The organism is Denitromonas ohlonensis (assembly GCF_007625205.1).
Lineage (GTDB): Bacteria > Pseudomonadota > Gammaproteobacteria > Burkholderiales > Rhodocyclaceae > Nitrogeniibacter > Nitrogeniibacter ohlonensis.
Window position 1 is genome coordinate 123,771 of record NZ_VMNI01000015.1, and the last position, 22,049, is coordinate 145,819.

At 65.8% G+C, this 22,049-nt stretch carries 20 protein-coding genes and 1 tRNA gene; 6 read left to right on the forward strand and 15 right to left on the reverse strand.

Annotation, left to right across the window (positions count from 1 at the left end; translation table 11 throughout):
- Positions 1–26: 26 nt before the first annotated feature.
- From FHP89_RS15410 to FHP89_RS15430, 5 genes are all read right to left on the reverse strand, one after another.
- A complete protein-coding gene (locus FHP89_RS15410) occupies positions 27–944 on the reverse strand; it encodes a branched-chain amino acid ABC transporter permease (RefSeq protein ID WP_144174455.1) in 918 nt (305 codons plus the stop codon).
- Positions 941–1,804: a branched-chain amino acid ABC transporter permease gene (locus FHP89_RS15415; RefSeq protein WP_144174457.1), complete on the reverse strand. Its 864-nt coding sequence runs from the start codon at positions 1,802–1,804 to the stop codon at positions 941–943. The genes FHP89_RS15410 and FHP89_RS15415 overlap by 4 nt, the downstream gene beginning before the upstream one ends.
- A gap of 63 nt (positions 1,805–1,867) precedes the next feature.
- The gene (locus tag FHP89_RS15420; protein WP_144174459.1) at positions 1,868–2,578 is read right to left on the reverse strand and encodes a hypothetical protein; all 711 of its coding nucleotides are present in this window, start codon (positions 2,576–2,578) and stop codon (positions 1,868–1,870) included.
- A 199-nt stretch (positions 2,579–2,777) separates the two neighbouring features.
- Positions 2,778–4,436: a hypothetical protein gene (locus FHP89_RS15425; protein ID WP_144174462.1), complete on the reverse strand. Its 1,659-nt coding sequence runs from the start codon at positions 4,434–4,436 to the stop codon at positions 2,778–2,780.
- 15 nt (positions 4,437–4,451) lie between these two features.
- Positions 4,452–5,003: a hypothetical protein gene (locus FHP89_RS15430; RefSeq protein ID WP_144174464.1), complete on the reverse strand. Its 552-nt coding sequence runs from the start codon at positions 5,001–5,003 to the stop codon at positions 4,452–4,454.
- A 228-nt stretch (positions 5,004–5,231) separates the two neighbouring features.
- Here FHP89_RS15430 and FHP89_RS15435 point away from each other — a divergent pair, with 228 nt between their 5' ends.
- A complete protein-coding gene (locus FHP89_RS15435; protein ID WP_144174466.1) occupies positions 5,232–6,038 on the forward strand; it encodes a hypothetical protein in 807 nt (268 codons plus the stop codon).
- Positions 6,039–6,098: 60 nt separating this feature from the next.
- Here FHP89_RS15435 and FHP89_RS15440 read toward each other — a convergent pair whose 3' ends face one another.
- From FHP89_RS15440 to FHP89_RS15450, 3 genes are all read right to left on the reverse strand, one after another.
- Entirely contained in the window at positions 6,099–7,631 is a 1,533-nt protein-coding gene (locus tag FHP89_RS15440) for a sensor histidine kinase (RefSeq protein WP_186300209.1), read from the reverse strand.
- Between the two features lie 121 nt (positions 7,632–7,752).
- Positions 7,753–8,409: a LuxR C-terminal-related transcriptional regulator gene (locus FHP89_RS15445; RefSeq protein WP_222105411.1), complete on the reverse strand. Its 657-nt coding sequence runs from the start codon at positions 8,407–8,409 to the stop codon at positions 7,753–7,755.
- An 85-nt stretch (positions 8,410–8,494) separates the two neighbouring features.
- Complete coding sequence (locus FHP89_RS15450) at positions 8,495–10,540, reverse strand: ABC transporter substrate-binding protein (protein ID WP_144174470.1); 2,046 nt, start codon at positions 10,538–10,540, stop codon at positions 8,495–8,497.
- Between the two features lie 315 nt (positions 10,541–10,855).
- Between FHP89_RS15450 and FHP89_RS15455 the strand changes: the two genes are divergently transcribed.
- Positions 10,856–11,476 (forward strand): trimeric intracellular cation channel family protein, encoded by a 621-nt coding sequence (locus FHP89_RS15455; RefSeq protein ID WP_144174472.1) that lies wholly within the window; start codon positions 10,856–10,858, stop codon positions 11,474–11,476.
- A gap of 67 nt (positions 11,477–11,543) precedes the next feature.
- Here the strand turns inward: FHP89_RS15455 and FHP89_RS15460 are convergent, their stop codons facing one another.
- From FHP89_RS15460 to FHP89_RS15470, 3 genes are read right to left on the reverse strand one after another with little or no spacing between them, the layout of a single operon-like run.
- Positions 11,544–12,974, reverse strand: coding sequence for a hypothetical protein (locus FHP89_RS15460; RefSeq protein ID WP_144174480.1), 1,431 nt, complete (start codon positions 12,972–12,974; stop codon positions 11,544–11,546).
- 8 nt (positions 12,975–12,982) lie between these two features.
- Positions 12,983–15,283: a CHASE2 domain-containing protein gene (locus FHP89_RS15465; RefSeq protein ID WP_144174488.1), complete on the reverse strand. Its 2,301-nt coding sequence runs from the start codon at positions 15,281–15,283 to the stop codon at positions 12,983–12,985.
- Positions 15,284–15,302: 19 nt separating this feature from the next.
- Positions 15,303–16,922, reverse strand: a complete 1,620-nt coding sequence (locus FHP89_RS15470) for a FecR family protein (protein WP_186300210.1) — start codon at positions 16,920–16,922, stop codon at positions 15,303–15,305.
- A 204-nt stretch (positions 16,923–17,126) separates the two neighbouring features.
- Here FHP89_RS15470 and mscL point away from each other — a divergent pair, with 204 nt between their 5' ends.
- Positions 17,127–17,549 (forward strand): large conductance mechanosensitive channel protein MscL, encoded by a 423-nt coding sequence (gene mscL / locus FHP89_RS15475; RefSeq protein WP_144174492.1) that lies wholly within the window; start codon positions 17,127–17,129, stop codon positions 17,547–17,549.
- Between the two features lie 25 nt (positions 17,550–17,574).
- Here mscL and FHP89_RS15480 read toward each other — a convergent pair whose 3' ends face one another.
- The 3 genes from FHP89_RS15480 to FHP89_RS15490 form a co-directional block, all read right to left on the reverse strand.
- Positions 17,575–18,291, reverse strand: coding sequence for a response regulator transcription factor (locus tag FHP89_RS15480; protein WP_222105412.1), 717 nt, complete (start codon positions 18,289–18,291; stop codon positions 17,575–17,577).
- An 83-nt stretch (positions 18,292–18,374) separates the two neighbouring features.
- On the reverse strand, positions 18,375–19,016 hold the full coding sequence (locus FHP89_RS15485) for an MBL fold metallo-hydrolase (RefSeq protein WP_144174494.1): 642 nt from the start codon (positions 19,014–19,016) through the stop codon (positions 18,375–18,377).
- Positions 19,017–19,055: 39 nt separating this feature from the next.
- Positions 19,056–19,131, reverse strand: a tRNA-Arg gene (locus FHP89_RS15490).
- Positions 19,132–19,252: 121 nt separating this feature from the next.
- Between FHP89_RS15490 and FHP89_RS15495 the strand changes: the two genes are divergently transcribed.
- Positions 19,253–19,681 carry a c-type cytochrome gene (locus FHP89_RS15495; protein ID WP_144174496.1) on the forward strand — a complete coding sequence of 143 codons (429 nt, stop codon included), beginning with the start codon at positions 19,253–19,255 and terminating at the stop codon, positions 19,679–19,681.
- A 72-nt stretch (positions 19,682–19,753) separates the two neighbouring features.
- Here FHP89_RS15495 and FHP89_RS15500 read toward each other — a convergent pair whose 3' ends face one another.
- On the reverse strand, positions 19,754–20,212 hold the full coding sequence (locus tag FHP89_RS15500) for an Lrp/AsnC family transcriptional regulator (RefSeq protein WP_144174505.1): 459 nt from the start codon (positions 20,210–20,212) through the stop codon (positions 19,754–19,756).
- A 217-nt stretch (positions 20,213–20,429) separates the two neighbouring features.
- On the opposite strand from FHP89_RS15500, the gene FHP89_RS15505 reads away from it, so the two are divergent.
- The gene (locus tag FHP89_RS15505; RefSeq protein WP_144174508.1) at positions 20,430–21,011 is read left to right on the forward strand and encodes a TetR/AcrR family transcriptional regulator; all 582 of its coding nucleotides are present in this window, start codon (positions 20,430–20,432) and stop codon (positions 21,009–21,011) included.
- Positions 21,012–21,260: 249 nt separating this feature from the next.
- Positions 21,261–21,959, forward strand: coding sequence for a haloacid dehalogenase type II (locus tag FHP89_RS15510; RefSeq protein ID WP_144174510.1), 699 nt, complete (start codon positions 21,261–21,263; stop codon positions 21,957–21,959).
- Positions 21,960–22,049 lie beyond the last annotated feature (90 nt).

Here is a 22,049-nt window from a genome sequence, read left to right on the forward strand (position 1 = left end):
TAACAGTATCTACGTTGACCGCGCGGCTAACGCACCAGCCCCGCCGGTCGCCACAGCACCACGGCCACCAGCACCAGCCCGAACGCCACCAGCTCCAGCCCCGCCATGTTTGCCACCCCGGCCGGCAGCACATCGCGCAGCAGCGCAATCGCCTGCGGCAGCGCGACGATCACCACCGCACCCCAAATCGCGCCCATCAAGCGACTCGCGCCGCCGACAAACACCAGCATCAGCATCTCAAACGACACATGCAGCCCAAACTGCTCCGGGCTGAGGTAGCCCAGCCAATGCGCGTACAACGCCCCAGCCAGCGCGCCCAGCGCGCCGCCCACGGCAAAGGCCAGCCCCTTGGCGTGCGCGGTGTCGATCCCGCTCGCCTCCGCCGCGCCCTCATCATCGCGCACCGCCCGCCATGCCCGGCCGAGGCGTGAGTTCAGCAGACGCCGGCAGACGAGCAAGGCCAGCGCCAGCGCCGTCGCACTCACCGCAAACTGAGTCAGCGGATCAACCACCGCCCAGCCCGCCAATGTCAGCGCCGGCACGCTCAAGCCCGAGGCGCCGCCGGTGAGGCCGTCAAAACGCACCAGCGCCTCTTCCACAATCAGCGCCACCGCCAGCGTGCTCATTCCAAACGCCAGCCCCCCCAGGCGCCGGCCCGGCAAGCTGGCCAGCACGCCGAGCAGCGCGCCGCCGGCAATCGCCACCGCCAATCCCAGCAGCGGCGGTCCACCGAGCGCCACCCACCCCGCTTGCAGGTAGGCCCCCACCGCCAGAAACGCGCCATGCCCCAACGAAATCTGCCCGCTCTGCCCGAGGATGATCACCAACCCCAACCCGGCGATGGCCCAGGTCGCCACAAAGGCGAGCTGGCCAAGACCGTAATCGAGCCCGAGCGTCCCCACCGTGGCCACCACGAGCGCAAGCAGTGCGGCCGCCTGCCTCATGCCGAACGCCCCGCAAACAGCCCGCGCGGAAAGCACAGCAAGGCCAGCAGCATCAAGACATACGCCGTCACATGGTTCGCGCCTTCGGGCAGGTAGCGCCCGGCCAAGGCCTCGGCCACGCCAATGAACACCCCGCCCGCCAGGGCGCCGGGCAGGCTGTGCATGCCGCCAATCACCGCCGCTGGAAACGCCTTGAGCGCGACCACGCCCATGGCCGGATGCACGAAAGTGACCGGCGCCATCAAGATGCCCGCCAGCGCCGCCAGCGCCGCGCCGAGTGCCCAGGCCAGCGTGTGCATGCCAGACGTCGACACGCCCATCATCGCCGCGATGCGCGGGTTCTCGGAGCACGCCCGCAAGGCCAGACCGGCCCGCGACAATCGAAAGAAAGCCGCCAGCGCGGCACACGTGAGCACGGTGGCCGCGATCACCCCCAGGTGCGCAAAACTGACGGTCAGCGACCCGAGCTGCACCTGCCCCGACAAACCCGGCAAAGCCAACTGGTGCGCGCTATGCGTCGCCGCCGGCACGGTGGTGACGCCACCGCGCAGCATCAAACCCAGGCCAAAAGTGAGCAACACCGCCGTCAGATGCGGCTGCCCCATCGCCCGGCGCAGCGCCAGGCGCTCCACCAACGCACCCGCCAACGCCATGCCTGCCACCGCGACCGCCACCGCCAGCCACGCCGGCCAACCCGCCGCTGCCGTCAGCGCCACCGCCGCAAACGCGCCCACCATCAGCAGCTCGCCCTGCATGAAGCTCACTGCCTCGGTGGCCTTGTAGACCAGCACAAACGACAAGGCCACCAGACCGTAGATACAGCCGGTGGCAATGCCGCTGAGGAGAATCTGGAGAATCATGGCGCAGAGAATACCTGCTCCAGACGCGGATGCCGACAAGGCCGGCACCACGCAAGCGCTGGCTCACGGGATCTTCACAACACGCATCGAACGCACCTGGTTGCGGATCTCTTTGGGCAGGCGGCCGTCCTTGGTCTGGCGGAACTGGCCGCCCCGCCAGCCGGCCTTGGGATACATCTCCAGCATGTAGCCGTCGCGCAGATCGACGAAGTCCACTCGCTTGCCCAGCGTGTCCCAGCCGGTGTGGCGGATGTCGGTGTACTCGCCATAGCGCAGGCACAGGCCGTCTTTCTTGGCCTTCATGTCGTGGCGGCTGGTGTAAACACACACCGGATAGCCGCCCACCTTGTCGTTGAGTTCGTAGGCCCACACCCCGCGCAGCTTGCCGCGACGGATGTCGATCGGGCCGTCCTGGGTGATCTTGGTCTTGATCAACGCACCGCTGGCGTTCTCATACCAGACGGTCGCGCCCCAGCCGGCCTTCAGCCCGATGTACTGCACCGGCAGGTCGAAGTGCGGCACCGCCTTTTTCAGGTACTTGTCGCGAAATTTCTTTTCATCGCCGCCCACGCCGTTGATGCCGTGGCCGCCCCAGCGCACGCAGGAGCGCTCGCTCTTGATCTTCTGCTCGCCGGCTTTCTCATACAGATAGAGACACACCGGATGCCCCTTGCCGGCATGCGCCACGCTGGCGCCAAGCAGGCTGCCGGCGGCGATCGCAGCGATTGCGGCCGAATGGATCAGGCGGGTGAGGGGGGTCGATTGCTTTGACATGATGCGCTCCTTGAGTCGTTCGAATGAGTGCCATGGCCGGTGCGCTTCGGGCGGGTGGCCCTTGCGTCGGCTGGTGATTCATTCTCGAGCGCGGCGGGTGCAGCGTTAATGGGGTCGACACCCCATATTGGTCGGCGCCCTCCAATAGAAAACGGCCGGGCTACCCGCCCGGCCGCTGTCGGATGGACTCAGAAGGCGCTTACAGCACCGGCACCGTCACGGCGACCTGATCCCACACCTTGGTGCCCACTTCGTTGTACTCGCCATACTCTGCCCCCAGCCCGACCCCGGCGCTGAAGGTGAAGCCGGCCAGGCGCTCCTGGGCACGGGCATCGGGGTCGAAGTAGGTGTACCAGACACCGCCCCCGACACTGACCACGCCGCTGACAGAACCGACCACGCCTTGCGTATGGCCGGTTTCATAGGGCAGCTTCCAGAAACCGATGACCACGCTGCCATCGACGCCCACCGCCACGCCCTTGCTCAGCCCCCCCGACGCGTAGGGCCGCAGCCGGCCGCTGGCGGTATTGATTGCCAGCCCGAGCTCGCCATTGATGCCGCCGAGCACGGCCACGTCGCCGCCGGCGCCGACCGTGAGCTCGCGATAACCGAGGCTGCGTGCGAGTTTGACGACGCGGATGAAGCTTTGCTGGCCGATCAGCACCTCGGTTGCCGCCTTCCAGTCACGCCGGATCAGGGCGTTGCGATACGCCTTGCGCGTTTCTTTGCCCGAGAACATGCCGTCGAGAAACTCCTTGGCCGCACCCTTGAGCTGGTTTGAGCGCGGCAGGTTCTGACGCGCCGCCGCCTTGATATCGAAGGCCGGCGCGCAGGCCTTGCCCTTCTTCGTGCCGAACAGGCTGCTGAGCATGGTCTTGAGCTTGGGCGGCTGTTTGGCCGGACGCAGGTTGCTGTCGCAGCCAAAACTGCCTTTGACCGGCTTGCAGCGGTTGGTCGACGCCGCGCCGACGCCGTCACGCTCATAGCCGGCGGGGCAGGACATGCAGGTGCCGAAGACATTGAACTGGCCACTTGCACAACCCGAGGCCTGCTTCTGATAGACCGCGCGCTTGTACGGGCCGCCAATAAGCTTGCCGCGCTCGCGGCAGGCCTTGGCGTGATCGAGTTTGTGCGCGGTGCGCTTGTAGCCATTGGGGCACACCCAGCAGCTGCCGCCGCGCACGGTGGAGAAGTACGACTGCTTGCCGGGGCAGCCCAGGTTCCTGGCCTTGCCCTTGGCAATGGGCTTCACCTTGCTGCAGGGCACTTCGCCAAATCCACCACAACCCGGCGTCACGTCATCGCGCACCGGCGGGGGCGGCGTCGGTGTCGGGTCGGGCAACGGCACCGGCGGCACAATCGCGATCGGCGGCACGGGCACGGGAGGCCCGGCCATGCGCATCTCGGCCTCGTAGGCCGTCCGGTTATCGATGTCGACCGGAATGAGCTGATAGCGGACCGGCCCGAGCGCGCCCTGCACCGCCACATCCATCTGCCCCTCGCTGTTCAGGCTGGCGCTGAAGGGGCCCTGCAGGGGCAGATCGTCACCGGCGAACTGCGCCGGGCTGGCGCGACGCACGTTCTGCCACACCACCATGCCGGGCTGGATCTGCATCACGCCCAGATGCAACCAGGGGTCGACCGCGTAAGCGCGGCCAGCCTCGATGCGAATGCGTTTGCCAATCGTGCTGATCCGCCATTCGCCATCGACTGAGGTGACGGTATTGCGTCCGACAGCCTCCTTCATTGGCAGCGCCGCGGGGATCTGGGCGCAGGCGCCAAGCAGTCCCAGCAGGGGCATCAGCAGCAAAAGACGGAGCTTGAGATAGCTTGAGGTCTTGTGATGGGGCGTTTTCATTTTTGTGGGCTCCGTTTAATCATCAGCGTCGTCATCGACGTCGCTATCGTCACCAGCGTCGTGCTCGACCGGGGCTTCGTCCTCTCCTGACAGCCCGCCATCATGACCGAGACTAACAGGCTGAAGCTGGTAGCGAATAGTCCCAAGCACGCTGGCGACGGTCACATCGAGTACGCCGCTGGCATCGCGAACCGCCTCGAATCGCCCCAGCAAGGGCAGATCGTCACCCACATAGCGTCCATCGCCGGCCTGCTGGATGTTCTGGATCACCACCATGCCGGGCTGCACCTGCAGCACGAACATATGCAGCCATGAATCGACCGCGTAGGCGCGCCCGCCTTCGAAGCGAATCCGCTTGCCGATGGTGTTGATCATCCATTCGCCATCAATATCCATCGCCGCCCCGGCCGGCACGCTCGCCGAGGAGGGCAGGAAGGCGGGAATCTGCGGCACCTGCGCCTGAACAGCGGTGCTGCCAAGGCTGGCGGCCATCAGGCCGGTGGCAATCACTGCACGCAAAGTGCCGACGAAGCGGCGCGGGGTCGGGAGTGTGGTCGGTGTTTTCATGATCGTCTCGCTGTTGTCCAAGGGGGAGATGTCGGGCCTCATGTGCCCTGACGACAGCTGCATTCTTGGCCAACCGCCCCGATGCTTGAATGGGGTACACACCCCATCCTGCGCAATGAGCGCGCTGCGGGTTTCGGTTCCGATCGCGCCAGAAATGCGGTGATCACCCCATGCCCTGCACACAAAAGCCTTGCTATGGTGGAGCCGTCAAACCGCCGGGAGTCCCGCATGAAATACACTGCCCACATCACCCGCCGCCTCGCGCTGAGTCTTTGCCTGTGCGGCGCCGCGAGCATGGCCTTTGCCGAGCCCGCCGCCAGCACTGCCGCCGAGCATCCGTGCGCAGAAAAGCTCGATTACGCGCAGTCACTGCGCAGCGCCGATGGGGAGTCGCTCGCCTTCCGCAGCACCTCGCGCTGCGCCGGCGGGCTTTTCGTGCAGGATGTGCGGCGCCATGCGCCCGCCGCCGCCCCCCTGATTCCACTGGTCAAAGGCTGGTGGCTGAACGACTTCGTGGTCGCCCGCTGGGTGGATGAAGCCACCAGGGTGGCGCAGGTGCGGGCGCGCTATATCACCGGCGCCGGGCCGAGCGGCGCGCAGCCCTTCAACGTTGAGGTGACGCTGCGCTGGCGCGACGGCGCGTGGCAGGCAGACGAGCCACAGATCCGCGAGGCCGGCTTCGATCTGCCGACGCAGCTCGGCGACATGCTGACTGAAGCCGCCACCGCCGAGCAGTTCGAAAACCTGCCGCTCGCCGGCCCCGATCGTCCCCTGGCGTCATCGGTCGACTTCACGCGCCAGCGGGTGATCGTGATGCACGTTGCGAGAACCCATGGCGCGATGCGTTTCACTGCGCCGCGCGCGGTGCTCAAGGACGGCGCCTATCATCTGGGCTACGACATCGGCGACACCAACGTCACCCTGACCTGGCTGTGGTACATCGTGCCAAACGACGGCCGCCCGGTGCAGCGCATGGCGCGCTGTGCGCGCAGCCGCAAGGCCGCGCCCGACACGGCCCCGAAATCCTGCATTTAGTCAGCCACGCAGCCCAACCAAAAAGCGGCCGATGACCGGCCGCTTTCTTTGCGCGCCGGCTCAGGCCGGCGGTGCGACGCGCGCGATCTCGATCGTCGCGCAACTGCCGCGCCCGGCGGTCGACGCGAGCGCAAAGCGCATCTCGCCGGCATCGCACAAGGCCTGCACGATGCCCAGGCCCAGCCCGTGGCCGTCGCTCTCCGTCTCGCCGCGCGCGCCGGGTTCGCGTACGCGCGCCAGCGTTTCGGCATCCATCCCACGGCCGTTGTCGCGCACATGGAAGCACACCGCATCGCCCCGCCGGCGAAAGCTGACCAGAATCCGCGTGGGCGCGGCGTGCGCCAACGCGTTCGAAATCAGGTTGGTCATCGCGCGCATCGTCGACAAGGGGTCAACACAGATCCACGCCTCGGCCGCGCGCACCGTCAAGCGGATGCCACGCTGCGCCGCGTCGTCGGCGAACATCTGGCGCAGCATGCCGGCCAGCAGCGTCGTAGAGACGCACTCACGCGTGCCGTCGACGGTGTTTTCGTCATCCCCGCCGCGGGGCGCGGCGGGCGCGCCACCGTCGAGGTAGGCGCGGGCGAGGCTGTCGATGTAGTCCACCGCGCGGTCGAGCTTGTCGGCCCCGGCGCCGGGCGAGGCGCGCTGGAGGTGCTCGATGGCGATGCGCAAGGAGGCAATCGGCTGCTTGAGGTCGTGCGACACCGAGGCCAGCTGGCTGCGATGCTGCTCGGCGGCAGCGCAGGCTTTTTCGTAGTCGCGCTCGGCCTGCACCAGCGCGAGCTGCATGTCGGCCTCGGCCTTGGCGGCTTCGAGCGCGCGACGTTCGGCCGCGACCTTTTCGCGCGCGGCGGCGAACGCTTGCCAGATGACGATGGTGAGCGCGAAGGCGGCCATCAAGACCAGCAAGCCGCGATTGATCTGATTGAGCGTGGCGCGCTCGAAATCGAAGAGCAACCAGTGGCCAAGATAGACGCCGGCCGTGGCGCTGCCGACCACCGCCGGGAAGGCGCGCATCAGCCAGCGCAGGCGCACATCCGGCGTATGCCAGGTGAGCGGCGGCAAGGTCTGCGCGAGAATCATGACAAAAAACAGCGCGTTGGCCGGCAGCCACATCGCCGACAGCGGAATGCGCTTGAGCCACAGCGCGCTGCTGACACACAGCAGCGCCGAGGCAGCGGCCAACACCCACGCCGGGCGCGTCAGCCGGGCCAGCGGATGCGGCGCGTCGAGGCGCAGCGCGACCAGCCCGTAGCCGTAAGCGGTGACCGCGGTGGTGATGACAAAGGGCAGCGCCCACAGCACGAAATCACTCTCACCCAGCACCCGCGCGAGCATGCCGTCCTGCGCTGCGGCGTTGAACGTGAGCAGCACGATGAGCAGCACGTAACCAAGCCAGCGCGGCTGGCGGTAGGCGGCGACGATGGCGGCCGAGAAGGCCGCTGCGCTGAACGCGAAGGTGTAGAAGGCGATGTCGGCGGCGCCAATGCTGGCGCCGGGCGTGAGCGCCAGCGCCGACAGCGGGAAGAGCCCGGCCAGCAAAAACAGCCAGCGTGACGTGATCAAACGGTGGAACGGAAGGGCAATCATGGCGGCGTGCTCGCAAATCGGCCTGAAGGGCCGGGGCCTTCCATTGTTTTGCCGGGCACGCTCGGGCGGCATGGGGTGAAGACCCCATCTTTGTCACCGGCCACAGGCTGCGCAGTCGCCCTCACGTCGGGTCGATCAGCCCGTCCTTGAGCGCGCGCATCATCAACTGCGCGGCCGAATGGACATCGAGCTTGGTCATCAGGCTGGTGCGATGCTTGTCCACCGTCTTGGGACTGATGTTGAGCAGCGCCGCCATTTCCTTGTTGGTCTTGCCGGCAACCACCATGTTGAGAATCTGCCGCTCCCGGTCGGTGAGTGCAGCCGCCTGCTGACCGGCCGCGATCATGGCTTCGAACTCGGGCGCAATATGCCGCCCGCCGCGCAGGATCAGCGGCAACTTGTCGATCATCGCCGTCGCCGCGCCGCCCTTACTGAACAGGCCATCCACCCCGGCCTCGACCGTACTTGCCACCAGACCGGGCGAAGTGATGCCGGTGAACACCACGATGCGGGTGTCCGGGCTCCAGCGGCGGATGTCGTGGATGATCTCGGCGCCGCTGGCCAGCGGCATGGAGATGTCGAGAAACAGCAGATCGGGCCGGTGTGTCTTCACTTGCGCAATCGCCGCCAGGCCATCGGGCGCGATCGCGCAGATCTCGAAGCGCATCAACAACTGCGCCTCGGCCTGCGTCAGCAAGCTGCGGATGGCATCCTGGATGATGGCGTGGTCATCGGCCACGACCACCCGAACGGCACGGGAGTCAGTTCTTGTCTGCACGCGCTTGGGGGCCGCCACTCACGGCCTGATCGAGTCGCAATACGTTCGAGTATCGCAGGTTTCGCGGGCGCGTCGGCGACCGGCGTCAGCGACCGTCCGGAACAACCAGCTGAACCCGCCCACCGCCGGCGTGCTTGGCCAAATACATGGCACTATCGGCCCGGCTCAGAATGCTGCTGCGGTCGACACGGTCATTGCCGAACAGGGCGACACCGATACTGGCAGTGCAGTGATACTCCAGGGTCCGCCCGCGCCCATCGCCGGACGCCGTCAACACGTAAGGCGCAGCGAGCGCGGCACCGATCTTTTGCGCGACCTGAAGCGCCTCGATGGTTGCCGTATCCACATCTTCATTGAGCTCCCCCAGGACAAGCACAAACTCGTCACCGCCAAAGCGCGCCGCTGTGTCGATCTCACGGATGCATGATTTCAGACGCCGTGCGACCTCGATCAGCAGCAGGTCACCGATGTCGTGCCCATGCTCATCATTCAATGGCTTGAAGTTGTCCAGATCGAGAAACAGCGCGGCACCGTAGCGGCCGGTGCGCTTGCTCGCGGCGATGGCCTGACCGAGTCGCTCGGCCAACAGGCTACGATTTGGCAAGCCGGTCAGGTGGTCGTGCAGCGCCAAATCGAGGATCTCGGCTTCGAGGCGCTTGCGCTCGGTGATGTCGGTATGGACGCCAATCATGCGCGTCGCTCGGTGTGCGTCGTCCCATTCAATGATCTTGCCGACCGACTCGATCCACTTCCAGTCGCCGGTCTTCGTCTGCCGGCGGTAGGCCAGCGTGGTGGGTCCGCCCGAAGCAATACAGGCGTCGAAGGCCTCGCGCACGCCGGGGCGATCCTCGTCGTGAACACGCGCCATCCAGCTGGTCACATCGGTCTCGAGCTCAGCCGCCGCGTGACCGATCATGCGCAGATATTCGGGACTGACCGCCACCTTGCCGCTGCGCAGGTCGACATCGAACCAGCCCTGCTTGGCCGCTACCAGCGCCATGTTCAGCCGATATTCACTGGATTGCAGCGAGCGCTTTGCTGCCAGCAAACTCCTGTTCGCCCGATGCATGAAACCGGTGATCAGCACGGCGATACCGATCACCACCAACGCGGCAACGAGCGCATAAATCAGCCATGCGGCCACGGGTTTCGGCGCCGGATCGTAGAGAAAACCATCGAGTGGGCGTGCTGGCGTGTTCATGCCCTGGCGGACGAAGGTGTCGGCGATGCGTTGCCAGCGCAGCGGATTCATATGCCCGATCTGAATCAGGTCGGGTTGCATGATGGTCCGGATGGTGGTGGCCTCAAACAGGAGGTGGTCGCGGCTCTTCTCGGGGTTGTAGCGCTGACGGATCAGATCGACGATTTCCTCCGGGTGGGCCATGGCATAGTCCCAGCCCTTCAGGCTCGCGGCTTGGAAGGCGGCCACACGCTGAGGGTGTCGAAGCAACTCATCCTCAGTGGTGAACAGCACATCGCTATAAAAATCGATGCCGTAATCGTGAGGATCGATGATGCGATAGGCGATACCCAACTGCTCCAGCAGATACGGCTCGTTGGTTGCGTAGGCGTTGAAGGCGTCGACCCGCCCCGTGATCAGGTCGTCTATATCGAAGCTGCTCGGCACGATGTTCAGGCGGTCGCGCGCAATGCCCTCCATGGCCAGCAGCGAGAGCAACTCGGCGTTCTCCACACTCGGGGTCATCATCAAGCGCTTGCCGGCGAGGTCAAGCGGCGTGATCAAGTGGCTCGCCTCCAGCGTCAGCCAAACATTGGGCGAACGCTGAAAGATCGCAGCCAGCGCCACCACCGGCGCACCCTGCTGGTAAGCCACCACCAGACCCGAGTTGCCTACACCGTAGTGGGCATTGCCCTTGGTCAGTTCTTCCAGTGGCGTCGGCTTGTTGGGGCCGGCCGCGCGGATCTCGACATCCAGCCCCGCCGCGGCGTAATAGCCTTTCTCCAACGCGGCGTAATAGCCGGCAAACTGAAACTGGTGCACCCAGCGCAACTGCAAAACCACCGAGTCATCAGCAAGCGCCTGCCCCGCGCTGAGCAGAATCAGCGCCACACCGAGGCTTTTCGCAAAACCCATCAGTTTTCGGGTAAAGCGCGCGAAGCCGTTTTTCATCGTCGCCTCCCCTTTTTATCGATGACGATAGTGCAACGGCAGAATGCTCAAAAACGATCAATATGCACCACGAAGAGCTTTCAGACGACAGCCCGACGCGGTTTCTCACACCGCAAAGCCCATCAGACTAGGCGCATACTCCTACTTTGCGCACCCGCTGGCTAGGTCTCGTTACCCTACCGTCCCGCCTAGCGGACCCAAGCAACCGGTATCGACTGACATCGCTCAGGCCGCCAGACACCGCGGAGAAGCCCGGCAAGGCAATCCTCCAAATGGGCAAGCAACGCCACCCCACGCCCTGTTATCCTCCGCCCCATGCAAGGCATTGAACCTCTCATCTATGGCCTCGGCCTCGCCGGCGCGGCGGTTAACGCGGCCTCGGGCGTGCTCGAAGCGGGCCGCAAACCTTTTGACCTGTTCGGCATGGTGGTTGTCGCCCTGGCGGCGGCGCTGGGCGGCGGGTCCTTGCGCGACATGTTGCTGGACCGCACGGTGTTCTGGATTGCGGACCAGGCTTACCTGATCACGGCCCTGGTGGCGGGGGTGGCAACCTTTTTGCTGGCGCGGCGGGTGCGGCTGCCGGCGCAGTTGTTCTTGCTGCCGGACGCGATCGGGCTGTCGCTGTTCACGGTGGTGGGCACCTCGGTGGCACTGGCGCATGACGCGCCGTGGTTGGTGGCGAGCCTGATGGGTGTGGTGACCGGGGTGTTTGGCGGAATCTTGCGGGACGTGTTGTGCAACGAGGCGCCGGTGGTGTTTGGCGGGGAGTTGTATGGCAGCGCGGCCTGGCTGGGGGCGCTGACACTGATCGCGCTGCCCGAGCTGGGCGTGGGCCACGATGTGTCGGCGCTGTCGGCAGGGGCGGTGATTTGTACGATCCGGCTGCTGTCGATCCGCTTCAAATGGCATTTGCCGATTTATTCGGCACGGCGCTAGCGGTACGGCGTCGGGCGAGAGCGTTGGCCGGTTGAAACCGGCCCTACGGCGTACCACCGAATGCGCTTTAGTCGGGGGTGTTGAGGCGCAGGCGGGTGTTTTGCGCCTCAAGGCCTTGCATGCGCAGGCGGCCGACTTGCAGGTCGAGCCGTAACGGCCAGTCGCGCCAGGCGTCCAGCGGCAGGGCTTCGGCCGTGCGGGGGCCGGGGGCTTGCCAGCGGTCGAGGTTGAGCCGGTCGACCTGGGCGTCGACCGTCAGCCAGCGCGGCTGCGCCAGCGCGATCTGCCATTGGCCCTTGAGTCGGCTGTCTTCCACTTTGGCTTCTACGGTGCCTGCACCGGTGCGCTCGGCCGCTTGCCAGTGGCCGGTGAGCGCTGCGTCGACACCGAGCTGCGCACCGGGTTTGGCGGGGTCGGGCAGCGCCGCATTCACCTTGGGGAAAGCGCCTTCGATGCGACCGGTGGCGAGGTCGGCAGCGAGGTGAAAGCGCTCGGCGGTGACGTCGACCGGGCCCGCGGCGAGCGCGGTGACGACATGGACTTTGCCGCTGGCCGTCACTTGCTGGCCGGCGAGGGCGAGATCCACGCCAGTGAGCGTGGCGGTGGCGGCGTCCGCCGGGCCGGCCGGGACGAGCGTGGCCTTGGCTTGCAGGCCGAGGAGCTGCGCGCCGCCGCCGGCATAGCGGCCGGTGTCGGCCTCGGCGGTGAGTGTGATCTGGCGATCGCCGCCGCTTGCTCTTAGTTCAGTGCTGACGCCAGCGAGTTGCCAGGCGCCGTCGGGGGCCGACGCCACGGTGGCGACGCCGATCGCCAGCGATTCGATCGTTGCGGGGCCGACCTGGCCGGAGAAGGTGGCGGTGAGCTCAGTCAGCCGCGGCCCGGTGGCGGCAATTTCTACGCTGGTGCTCAGCGCGCCGTCGACGCTGGCCTCGGCGCTGGACGCACCGCCCCTGGCGTTCACCTGCCAGCCGCTGGGCGATTCGATCAGTTTGAGTTCTGCGAGGCGCACGCTGGCAGGCATGGCGAGGCCGATGAGCTCGACCGTCGCGTCGGTCACGGTGAGCGCGGCGAGCTTGACCGGCGCGTCGTCGTCGGCGGCCTCGGCGGTCGCGAGCGGCGTGGGCACTTGCCACTGGCCGTCCGCTTGCTGACGCAACTGGCCGCGCACGCCGCGAATGGCGATGGACAACGGGCGGGCGCTACCGTCGGCGCGCCAGTCGCTATGCAGTTCGAGGTGGTCGAGCTGCACGGTGCTGGGCGTGGCGCCGGGGCCTTGCCAGGCGACGCCGGCGAGCGTGAGCCGGGGCGGAAACACTTGCAGCGACACCGGGCCGTCGATACGCACTTGCCCGGCAAGCCGCGCATTGATCTGCTCGGCGAGGGTCTCGCCCAGCCAGCGGTCGCTGAATTGCCAGGCGACGAGGCCGGTGACGAGGATGGCGACGGCCATCAGCCAAAGGATGAAGCGGCCGGCGCGGCGACGGGGCGCGGTGCGCATGAGGACGCCTAGCGCAGCGCCGGCAAGTGCAGCGTGAAGGTGGTGCCCTGGCCCGAAGCGCTCTTGACCGAGGCGCGGCCGCCGTGACGCTCGGCCACGGTTTTAACGATCATCAGCCCGAGGCCAATGCCGGATTCGCGGCGACTGGCGGCGGTGGGCAGACGGCCAAAGCGCTGAAACAGGCTGGGCAGCAGATCTTGCCGGATGCCTTCGCCATGGTCGCGCACCGACACCGCCCAGCCGTCGTTCTCGCGGTGGAGCGTGATCTCGACGGTGCTGTCGGGCGCGCCGTATTTGACGGCGTTGCCGAGCAGATTGACCAGGGCACGACGCAGCAGATCGCGGTCGCCGCGCACATAGCCGTCGTCGTGGCCGCGGTTGTCGATCTGCACGGCCACGGTCACGCCACGTGCCTTGGCCAGCGCCCAGATCTCGTCGGCGGCGTCCTGCATGACGGCGGCGAGGCTGACCTCCTTGAACTGGCTGGAATCGATGGCGTCGGCGCGCACCAGGCGAAACAGGTCGTCGGCCAGCTTGAGTGCGGAGCGCGCGTAGCGGGTGAGCTGGTTGAGCAGCGCGTGGCCGCTGGCAGTTGCGTCGCCGGCGAGTTGCTCGGCCTCGATCAGGGTGAGGATGGAGGCGATTGGCGAGCGCATGTCGTGCGAGAGGTAGTGCATGGTCTCTTCGCGGCTGCGCTGGGCGTCGTGGATGCGGGTGATGTCGGCCAGCCCGAACACCGAGCCGAGTGGCCGCCCGGATGCATCGGCCAGGCCGGCCACCGACACCAGCAAGCGCGCGCCATTGGGGGCGTCGAGCTCGACGGTGCGGACGCTGCCGGCGCCCTCGTGCAGCGGCACGCCGCCTTCGGTGGGCACGCCCGGCGGCCACTCCAGCGACTTGATGGCACGCGCCACGGTGAGCGGCTCGGAGGCTTCGAGCAGGCGCATGGCTTCCTGGTTGCAGAGCATGACCTGGTGGGCCGGGTTGGTCACCACCGCACCGACCGGCAGGTGGTCGAGCGTGCCGACCACAAAGCGGTGCAGATCGCGCTGGCGCTGCACGGCCTGATCCACCCGACGGATACGCAATTGCAGCGGGTCGACCCCACGCGCGCGCGGCAGCTCGATCTGCATGGCGGGAAACAGCTTGGCCGCGTCGCGATCGAGGATTTCGAGCTGGTCGTCGAGGTGCCGTTGCGCGGCCTCGAGCCGCCGCCAGCTCCACAAGGGGTAGCACAGCAGGCAGCCGAGCACCGCACCCGCCGGCGGGAACCACCACATCGCCGCATGCAGCGCGGCCCAGCTGAGCAGCAAACTGGCGGCCGAGGCGCCAAAGGCGATGAGCAAGGCGTTGCGCGGCGCGGCGCGCAGCATCAAACCCATCAGCAACACAACAATACCGCCGGCAATGCTGGCGGCCAGCGGCGCGGGCATCAAGCGCACCGCTTCGCCGCGCTTGAGGGCGGCATAGACGTTGGCATTGACCTCGACGCCCGGCATCGGCCGGTTGAAGCCCGAGGTGGGCGTAGGCACGCTGTCGGCCATGCCGGACGCTGTGGCGCCGACAAACACGACCTTGTCGCGCAGCGCGGCGGCGTCGACATCACCGCGCAGCACGTCGGCGTAGGAGATATAGCGGAAGCTGCCCGGCGGCCCGGCGAAGGGGATGCGCAGCCAGTCAGCGCGGTGCCAGCCCGCGCCCACCCCCGCGGGCGGCGCGACATAGCGTGCGGCGCGCTCGGGCTCGGCATGCTGGAGCGCAGCCAGGCCGAGCTGCGGATGCCGCGCCGCCCCGTCGCCCTCCCACAGATAGATGCTGCGGGCGATGCCGTCCGGGTCGAACTCGACATGGATATGACCGACGCCGGCAGCGCCTGCCGAAAAGATCGGCGCGGGCGGCGCTTCGCCGACGATGGCGTTGCCCCGCGTGGCCTGCACCAGCGGAAGGATGACCCGGCCACTGGCGCGAATCGCCTCGGCGAGCTGGGCGTCGGCCTCGGGGTCGGCCGAGTTGGCTTCGCTGAGGATGACGTCCATCACAATGCTGCGTACGCCGGCCACGCTGAGGCGCTCGATGAGGGCGGCGTGCACCGAGCGCCGCCACGGCCAGCGACCGATTTCGGTCAGGCTCGGGTCGTCGATGGCCACCACCACCACTTGCGCGTCGGCGTCAGGCCGCGCCACCGACATGGCGCCGTCGTAGGCCACCTGATCAAAGCGCCACAACCAGCCCGCCCAGGTTGCGCTCACCGCCACCGCAGCACACAGCAGGGTGACGATCAGCCACTCGAAAAATCCGCGTTCAGTCACAAAAGCAATCCGTGAATGATCAAAGCAGGATCAACAAGGGCACGAAGAGCATCCATGCCGGCAACTCGGCCGGCACGATCACCTGCTGGGGGGCGGAGTAGCCGCCCACGAAACCGTCGGGGTCGATCGCGCGGATGCGCAGGAAGTACGCCCCGGCCGCGGGTTTTGGCATCACCAGCTCGGGCGCCGTGACATTGCCACTGGCCACCAGACGGGTGAACTCGGCGTCGTCGGCAAACTGGTAGTCAAAGGTCTGGCCCGGCTCGCCGCCCCAGGCGAAGAGCATGCTGTCTTCGTCGAAGGCCGGCGGGGGCACCTCGGCCATCGGCGGGCGCACAGTGAGGCCGACCGGATCACCCCAGGGGCCGCGGTCGCCATCGGCGCGCGTGCTGGCCAGACGCCAGTGGTAGTCGCCCGCCTCCAGCGGCACCGCGGCGGCGTTGTCGGGCAGCGCGTGGTCGCGGGTCACGACGTCGGTAAAGCCGGCGTCGCGGGCAATCTCGAAGCGGTAGGTGGCGGCGCCTTCGGCCTTGGCCCAGGCGAAGTCCACGGTGCCGGCGCCGGCCTTGCCATTGGGGCGCGGTGCGTTGATGAAGGGCGGCTCGGGCCGCGCCTTGAGGCGCACCGCCAAATCGGCGTCGAGGCCTTCGAGCCCGCGTGAATCGAGCGCACGCACCCGCAGGTAGTACGCGCCGTCCGGCAAACCGGCAATCTTCAGATCGGGCACGCTGGCCTTGGTTTCGGCCACGATGCGGGTAAAGGCAGCGTCCTGCGCGATCTGACCGCGATAGCCGACCGCACCGGCCACCGGGGGCAGTTGCACCCGCATCACCGGGCGCTCGTAAAGCGTCACCATGCTCGCCACATCCGGCGCCGCCAGCAGCGGCACTGGCGCGTCGGCGGGCTGGCCGGCACGGGCCACCAGCCCGAAACCTTGCTTGAGCGCGATCTCGCGCCCCGGCTTGTCACCGCGCACGACGACCGTGCCGCTACGCATTTCGGCGCGGGTCTGCTCGGATTCGCTGGCGATACGGAAACTGGTGCCGCGCACACCGATGATGGCGGTCGGGGTGTGGATGCGATAGCGCGCGGCCGGCCCGGCCTGCGGTTTGACGTCGGTTTCGATACGGCCCTGGCGGACATCAAAAGTGGCGCGCTGAACATCATCCACGCCCTTGAACCCATGCAGCGCGTCGATGCGCACATCGCTTTGCGGCTGCAAGGTCAGACGGGAGCCATCGGGCAGCTCCAGCGTCATGAAGCCTTCGGCCGGCGTCACCAGTCGGGCGCCTTCCGACACGGTCTGATCGACCACGATAGGCTGGCCATCGGCGCTGGCACCACCGCTCACATGCACCACGCGCGCGGCGCGCGGCTCCTTGCGCAGGAGTGAGACCGGGATACGCAGGCTGCGCCCGACCGGCATCCGGTAGGGGTCGGCTACCGCGTTGAGCCGCTGCACGGTCGGCCAGTGATCGGGATTTTCAAGCAGGGTCTGGCCCAGCCCGATCAAGGTATCGCCCGGTTGCACCACGTAGCGCACGGCATCCTCGGCTGCGCGCACAGCACCGGCACCCAGCAGTGCAAAAGCCGCCAGGCCGACGGCCAACAGACGGCGGATTGTGACTTTTGGTTGCATCGGACCTTCCTTCGTAAGTAAGCGTTTCATCATACGTGTGAGCGCTGCTGTCACCGCGAAAAACAGTGATAATTCTTCTCACGGACGACAATTCCGTCTACCGTCGCCATCTGGAAAGCATAGTTCACAGGCGCCGCAAAAGCCGTCAATTCAGGCACACGGGTGTGCCATGGCCGACCGTACCCCCATTCAGGAGATCGACAGATGAGTTTTATTTCGGAATTCAAGGAGTTTGCCGTCAAGGGCAACGTGATGGACATGGCCGTTGGCGTGATCATCGGTGCGGCCTTTGGCAAGATCGTCAATTCGGCGGTCAATGATCTGGTCATGCCGGTGGTCGGCAAGCTGATCGGCGGGGTCGATTTCTCCAACCTCTACGTCAATCTTGGCGAGGGCGCGTTTGCCTCCCTGGCCGAGGCGGAAAAAGCCGGCGCGCCCTTGATCAAGTACGGGGTATTCATCAATACCGCGCTGGATTTCGTGATCGTGGCCTTCGCGATCTTCATGGCCATCAAGGCCATCAACAAGCTCAAGCGCGAAGCCCCGCCCGAGCCGGAAGCGCCCAAGGCCGACCCGGAAGACATCGTGCTGCTGCGTGAGATTCGTGATTCGCTGAAGCGCAACTGAAGCGCTGGCCGAGCGGGGCCGTCGATCAGTCGGCGGCGCCCTCAGCGGCGTCCTCAGCGGCTTCGATTTGCTCGAGCCGGTAGCCGTAGTTATAAGTGGGTGTCAGACGAAAGCCGTTTTCGGGCCGCAGGCCGAGCTTGCTGCGCACCCGGCTGATATGGGTGTCGACGGTGCGCGTGGCCAGATTGGGATTGCGCCCCCACACGGCTTCGAGCATGTGGCCACGCGAGAGCAGACGGCCGAGATTCTTGAACAGGAAGGCGGCGAGGTCGAATTCCTTGTCGGTCAACTCGACCGGCTCGCCATCGAGGGTGACCCGTTTGGACTGCACATCAAAAACAAAGGGCAGCACCTCGACAATATTGTCAGACGCCTGCGGACGGGCGCGGCGCATGACGGCATCGATACGCGAGAGCAGCTCAAAGCGACGCAGCGGCTTGACGAGATAGTCATCCGCGCCCGCGCCGAGCGCCGTGACGATGTCTTCTTCGGCGTCGCGGGCGGTGATGAAAATGACCGGTGTGTCATTGGCGCGGTCTTCGCGCAGCCAGTGCAGCACTTCGGTGCCGGTCATCTCAGGCAGCATCCAGTCGATCAGACACAGGTCGAAGCTTTCACGACCGGCGACACGAACGAAGTCGCGCGACTGCGAAAACACGTGGACGTCATGGCCGGCCTGGCGCAACCAATCGGCCAGCGTATCGCTCTGGAGCGTATCGTCTTCAAGAATGGCCAATCGCACAGCGGTGTCCTCGCTCTGTCAAACGTTCAATCGATATTCGCCGAACATCCTACCCGAAATCACGGCACCATTCGGCGGCGTATTCAACGACCGTCGCCGACATATGGGTTGTTTGCGCGCTCTACGCCAAAGGTCGACTGTGGCCCATGACCCGGAATGAAGCTGACATCGTCGCCCAGCGGCCACAGCTTGTCGCGGATGGCCGCCACCAAAGTGGCATGGTCGCCCTTGGGAAAATCGGTCCTGCCAATCGAGCCGGCGAACAGCACATCGCCCACCACCGCCAGGCGCGAGCCGGCATCAAAAAACACCACATGACCCGGGGTGTGGCCCGGCGTATGCAAAACCTGGAGTTGATTCTGGCCGATCTCGACGGTGTCACCGTCCTCCAACCAGCGGTCGGGCTCGAAGGATTCGACCGGCGGAAAGCCAAACATCTTGCTCTGCTGGCCCAGGGCATCGAGCCAGAAGCGTTCTTCGAGCTGCGGCCCGATGATCGGGACATCCAGCATGCGCGCAAGCTCGGCGGTGGCGCCAGCGTGGTCGATATGACCGTGCGTCAGAAGGATCTTGTCGACCTCAACGCCGGCCTCGGCAATCGCCGCCACGATGCGCGGTATATCGCCACCGGGGTCGACAACCGCCGCCTTGCGCGTGTCGGGACACCAGAGCAAGGAGCAATTCTGGGCAAAGGGCGTTACGGGAATGATGCGATATTCGAGCATGGTCACCTGGTATGACCGCCGAAACCGACTGGTGGGGCATGGCGCGCCTGGCTGGAATCGAACCAGCGGCCCCTGGCTTCGGAGGCCAGTACTCTATCCACTGAGCTACAGGCGCGCAGAGGGCGTGAGAATAGCCTCTTTTCCCAAAAGCGTCCACGTCGGCGTTTTCCAAACCGGCCCTCGCCCCGCTATAATCGCCGCTTTATGATTGTTGCACCCGCACAGAGGAAAAGAGCATGACCCAAACACGCCTCCTGAGCCTTCTCGCCGTCCTCGCCCTGCCGCTGGCCGGCTGTGGTGATAACAAAAGCATCGACGGTGAAATGTCTGCCCAGCTGACCCAACCTGTCGCGCGCGTCGAACTCGCCGTCGCCAAAGTGGCCCCGGGCAGCCGTACGGGTGAGCAGATCTACACCAGCGTCTGTGCCAGCTGCCATGGCTCGGGCGTGCTCGAAGCGCCCAAGACCGGCGACAATGCCGCCTGGGCGCCGCGCATCGCGCTTGGCCTCGACGCCCTCGTCGCCACCGCCAATGCAGGCAAAGGCGCCATGCCGCCCAAGGGTGGCGCGAGCGACCTGACCGACAAGGAGCTGATCCGCGCCGTGGCGTATCTGGCCAACCAGTCCGGCGGGAGCTTCACGGAGCCGCCGATCGAAGGCAACTAAGCCTGCCTCACGACAAGAAAAAGCCCCGTATCGACGACGGGGCTTTTTCTTGCCCACCCCTTGCGGCGGCGATCAGATGGGCAGCGCGGTTTCGTTCTTGATTTCGCGCAGCGTCACGCTCGTGCGCACCACATCGACCTCCTGCATCTTCAGCAAGAAGCTGTGCATGAACGCGGTGTAGGCGTCCATGTCGGGCAAGTAGACCTTCATCAGGTAGTCACTCTCGCCGGTCAGCTCATAACACTCGACCACCTCGGGGCGCGCCGCCACCATGGTTTCGAACTGTTCGGCAATCTGTGCGCTGTGCTTCTTGAGCCGCACCTGGCACCACAGACAGGCATCCAGCCCCAGCTTCTTGCGGTCAAGCAAGGCCACATACGAGCGGATCAGTCCGCCCTCTTCGAGCTCTCGCACGCGGCGCCAGCACGGCGACACCGACAGCCCGACCCGATCGGCCAGTTCCTGGTTGCTGATGCGGGAGTTCTTCTGCAGCTCGGCAAGGATCTGGCGCTGAATACGATCAATCTTCATGGTGGCTTCGGCAAGGCATCGAAATCGGAATGTTTTTCCTCTGCATGGCGCATGCGAGAAAAATTTTGCCAAGTTTAGGCCAAGTCTCCCGACAATGGAATGTATTGCCGCGCCCTGAATTGACGATGCCGCCACCGGCGCGCCGGGCCACGTATAAACCTGTCGATCCAGACATGTTAACATTGAGCCTCAGTCCAGCTCGCGAAGGTGGTGCGCCATGCCCTGGGAAAAGTCATTTGACGAAGACGAGGCGGTCGGCAAGGCGATGAAGGTGTTTTGGGAGAAAGGCTTTGAGGCCGCCTCCCTGGCCGATCTCATCGCCGGCACGGGCATTACGCGCGGCAGCCTCTACAACGCGTTTGGCGGCAAAGAGCAGTTATTCATCAGGACGCTCCGAAAGTACGACAAAGACAAACGACGCGTCATGCTGGCCGAGCTGGAGGCGATGGACGATCCTGAACGGGCCATCACTGCGCTGTTTGACGGCATTGTGGCGGAGAGCCTTGCCGACGCGGAAAAGAAGGGGTGCTTTCTGGTCAACACCGCGTCCGAGTTCACCACCCACAGCGAAGAAATCAACAGCATCGTACGCAACGGTCTGCGCGAAACCGAGGCCTTCCTTCGACGCAGCCTTGAGGTGGGACAGGCGCGCCAGCAATTCCCCAACACGCTTGACCCAGCCCCCACCGCCAAGGCACTGATGGCCATGATCGTTGCCATCCGCGTGCTCGCCCGCGGCCTGTTCGACGAAGCCTCACTCAAGACCATCGCCGCCCAGGCGCAGCGCTTGTTGCGCTGAGCCGTCTGACACACCCACCGCTGAAGTCAACATGGGTCTTGACCGATCGGTTTATATCGACTTCAGTTAAATCATTCGATTTAAACAATGCGTCTTGCAACAGCGGCACGACACCGCCCTGTCACCCAAACGCACACCTTTTCCTCGCTTCGAATCTTTCCCGAAGCGCACAGGCAGGCCCCATCGCTGCGCCCGAAAATCTGACACACTGAATCACGCCGCCCGCAGCATCTTTCAAGGAGAACGCCCATGCCCGACCACAAGCCCGCGTTGATTCTTGTTTTCGACGTGAATGAGACACTGCTCGACATCACCACGCTCGAGCCGCTGTTTGAACGCGTCTTCGGCGACCGGCGAGTGCTGCGTGAATGGTTTGCGCAGCTCATTCTGTATTCCCAGACCCTGACGCTGTCCGGCATCTACACGCCCTTCGGCGAACTGGGCGTCGGCACGCTGCGCATGCTTGGCGCAACGCACGGCATCACCCTTGCCGACGACGACATCCATGAGCTGAAGACGCGAATGAGCGCCCTGCCCGCGCACCCCGATGTCGTACCCGCGCTCACCCGACTGCGCGACGCCGGCTTCCGGATGGTGACACTGACCAACTCGGCCAGCACCGCCTCGCCCACACCGCTCGAGCGCGCCGGGATCAGTCACTTCTTCGAACACAGCTTCAGTGTCGAAGCCGTTCAGAAGTTCAAGCCGGCCCCCGAAACCTACCGCCAGGTGGCACAAGCGCTCGGCGTTGGCATGTCAGATCTGTGCCTCGTCGCCTGCCATTTATGGGACACCGTGGGCGCGCAAGCCGCCGGCGGCAGGGGTGCGCTGGTGACTCGGCCGCACAATGCCGTGCTACCGGCCGCCAATGTGCCGCCGCCGGACCTGTGCGCCGCAGACCTCACCCAGCTTGCCAATCAGATCATTCAGCGCTGGCAGACGGTCTGATTCCAGACGCACTGCCGGGCGGCGATCCAGCAGGTCGACCACAAACGGCCGCGCCAATCGATGGCGCGGCCGTTGGTGCGGATCAAAAGA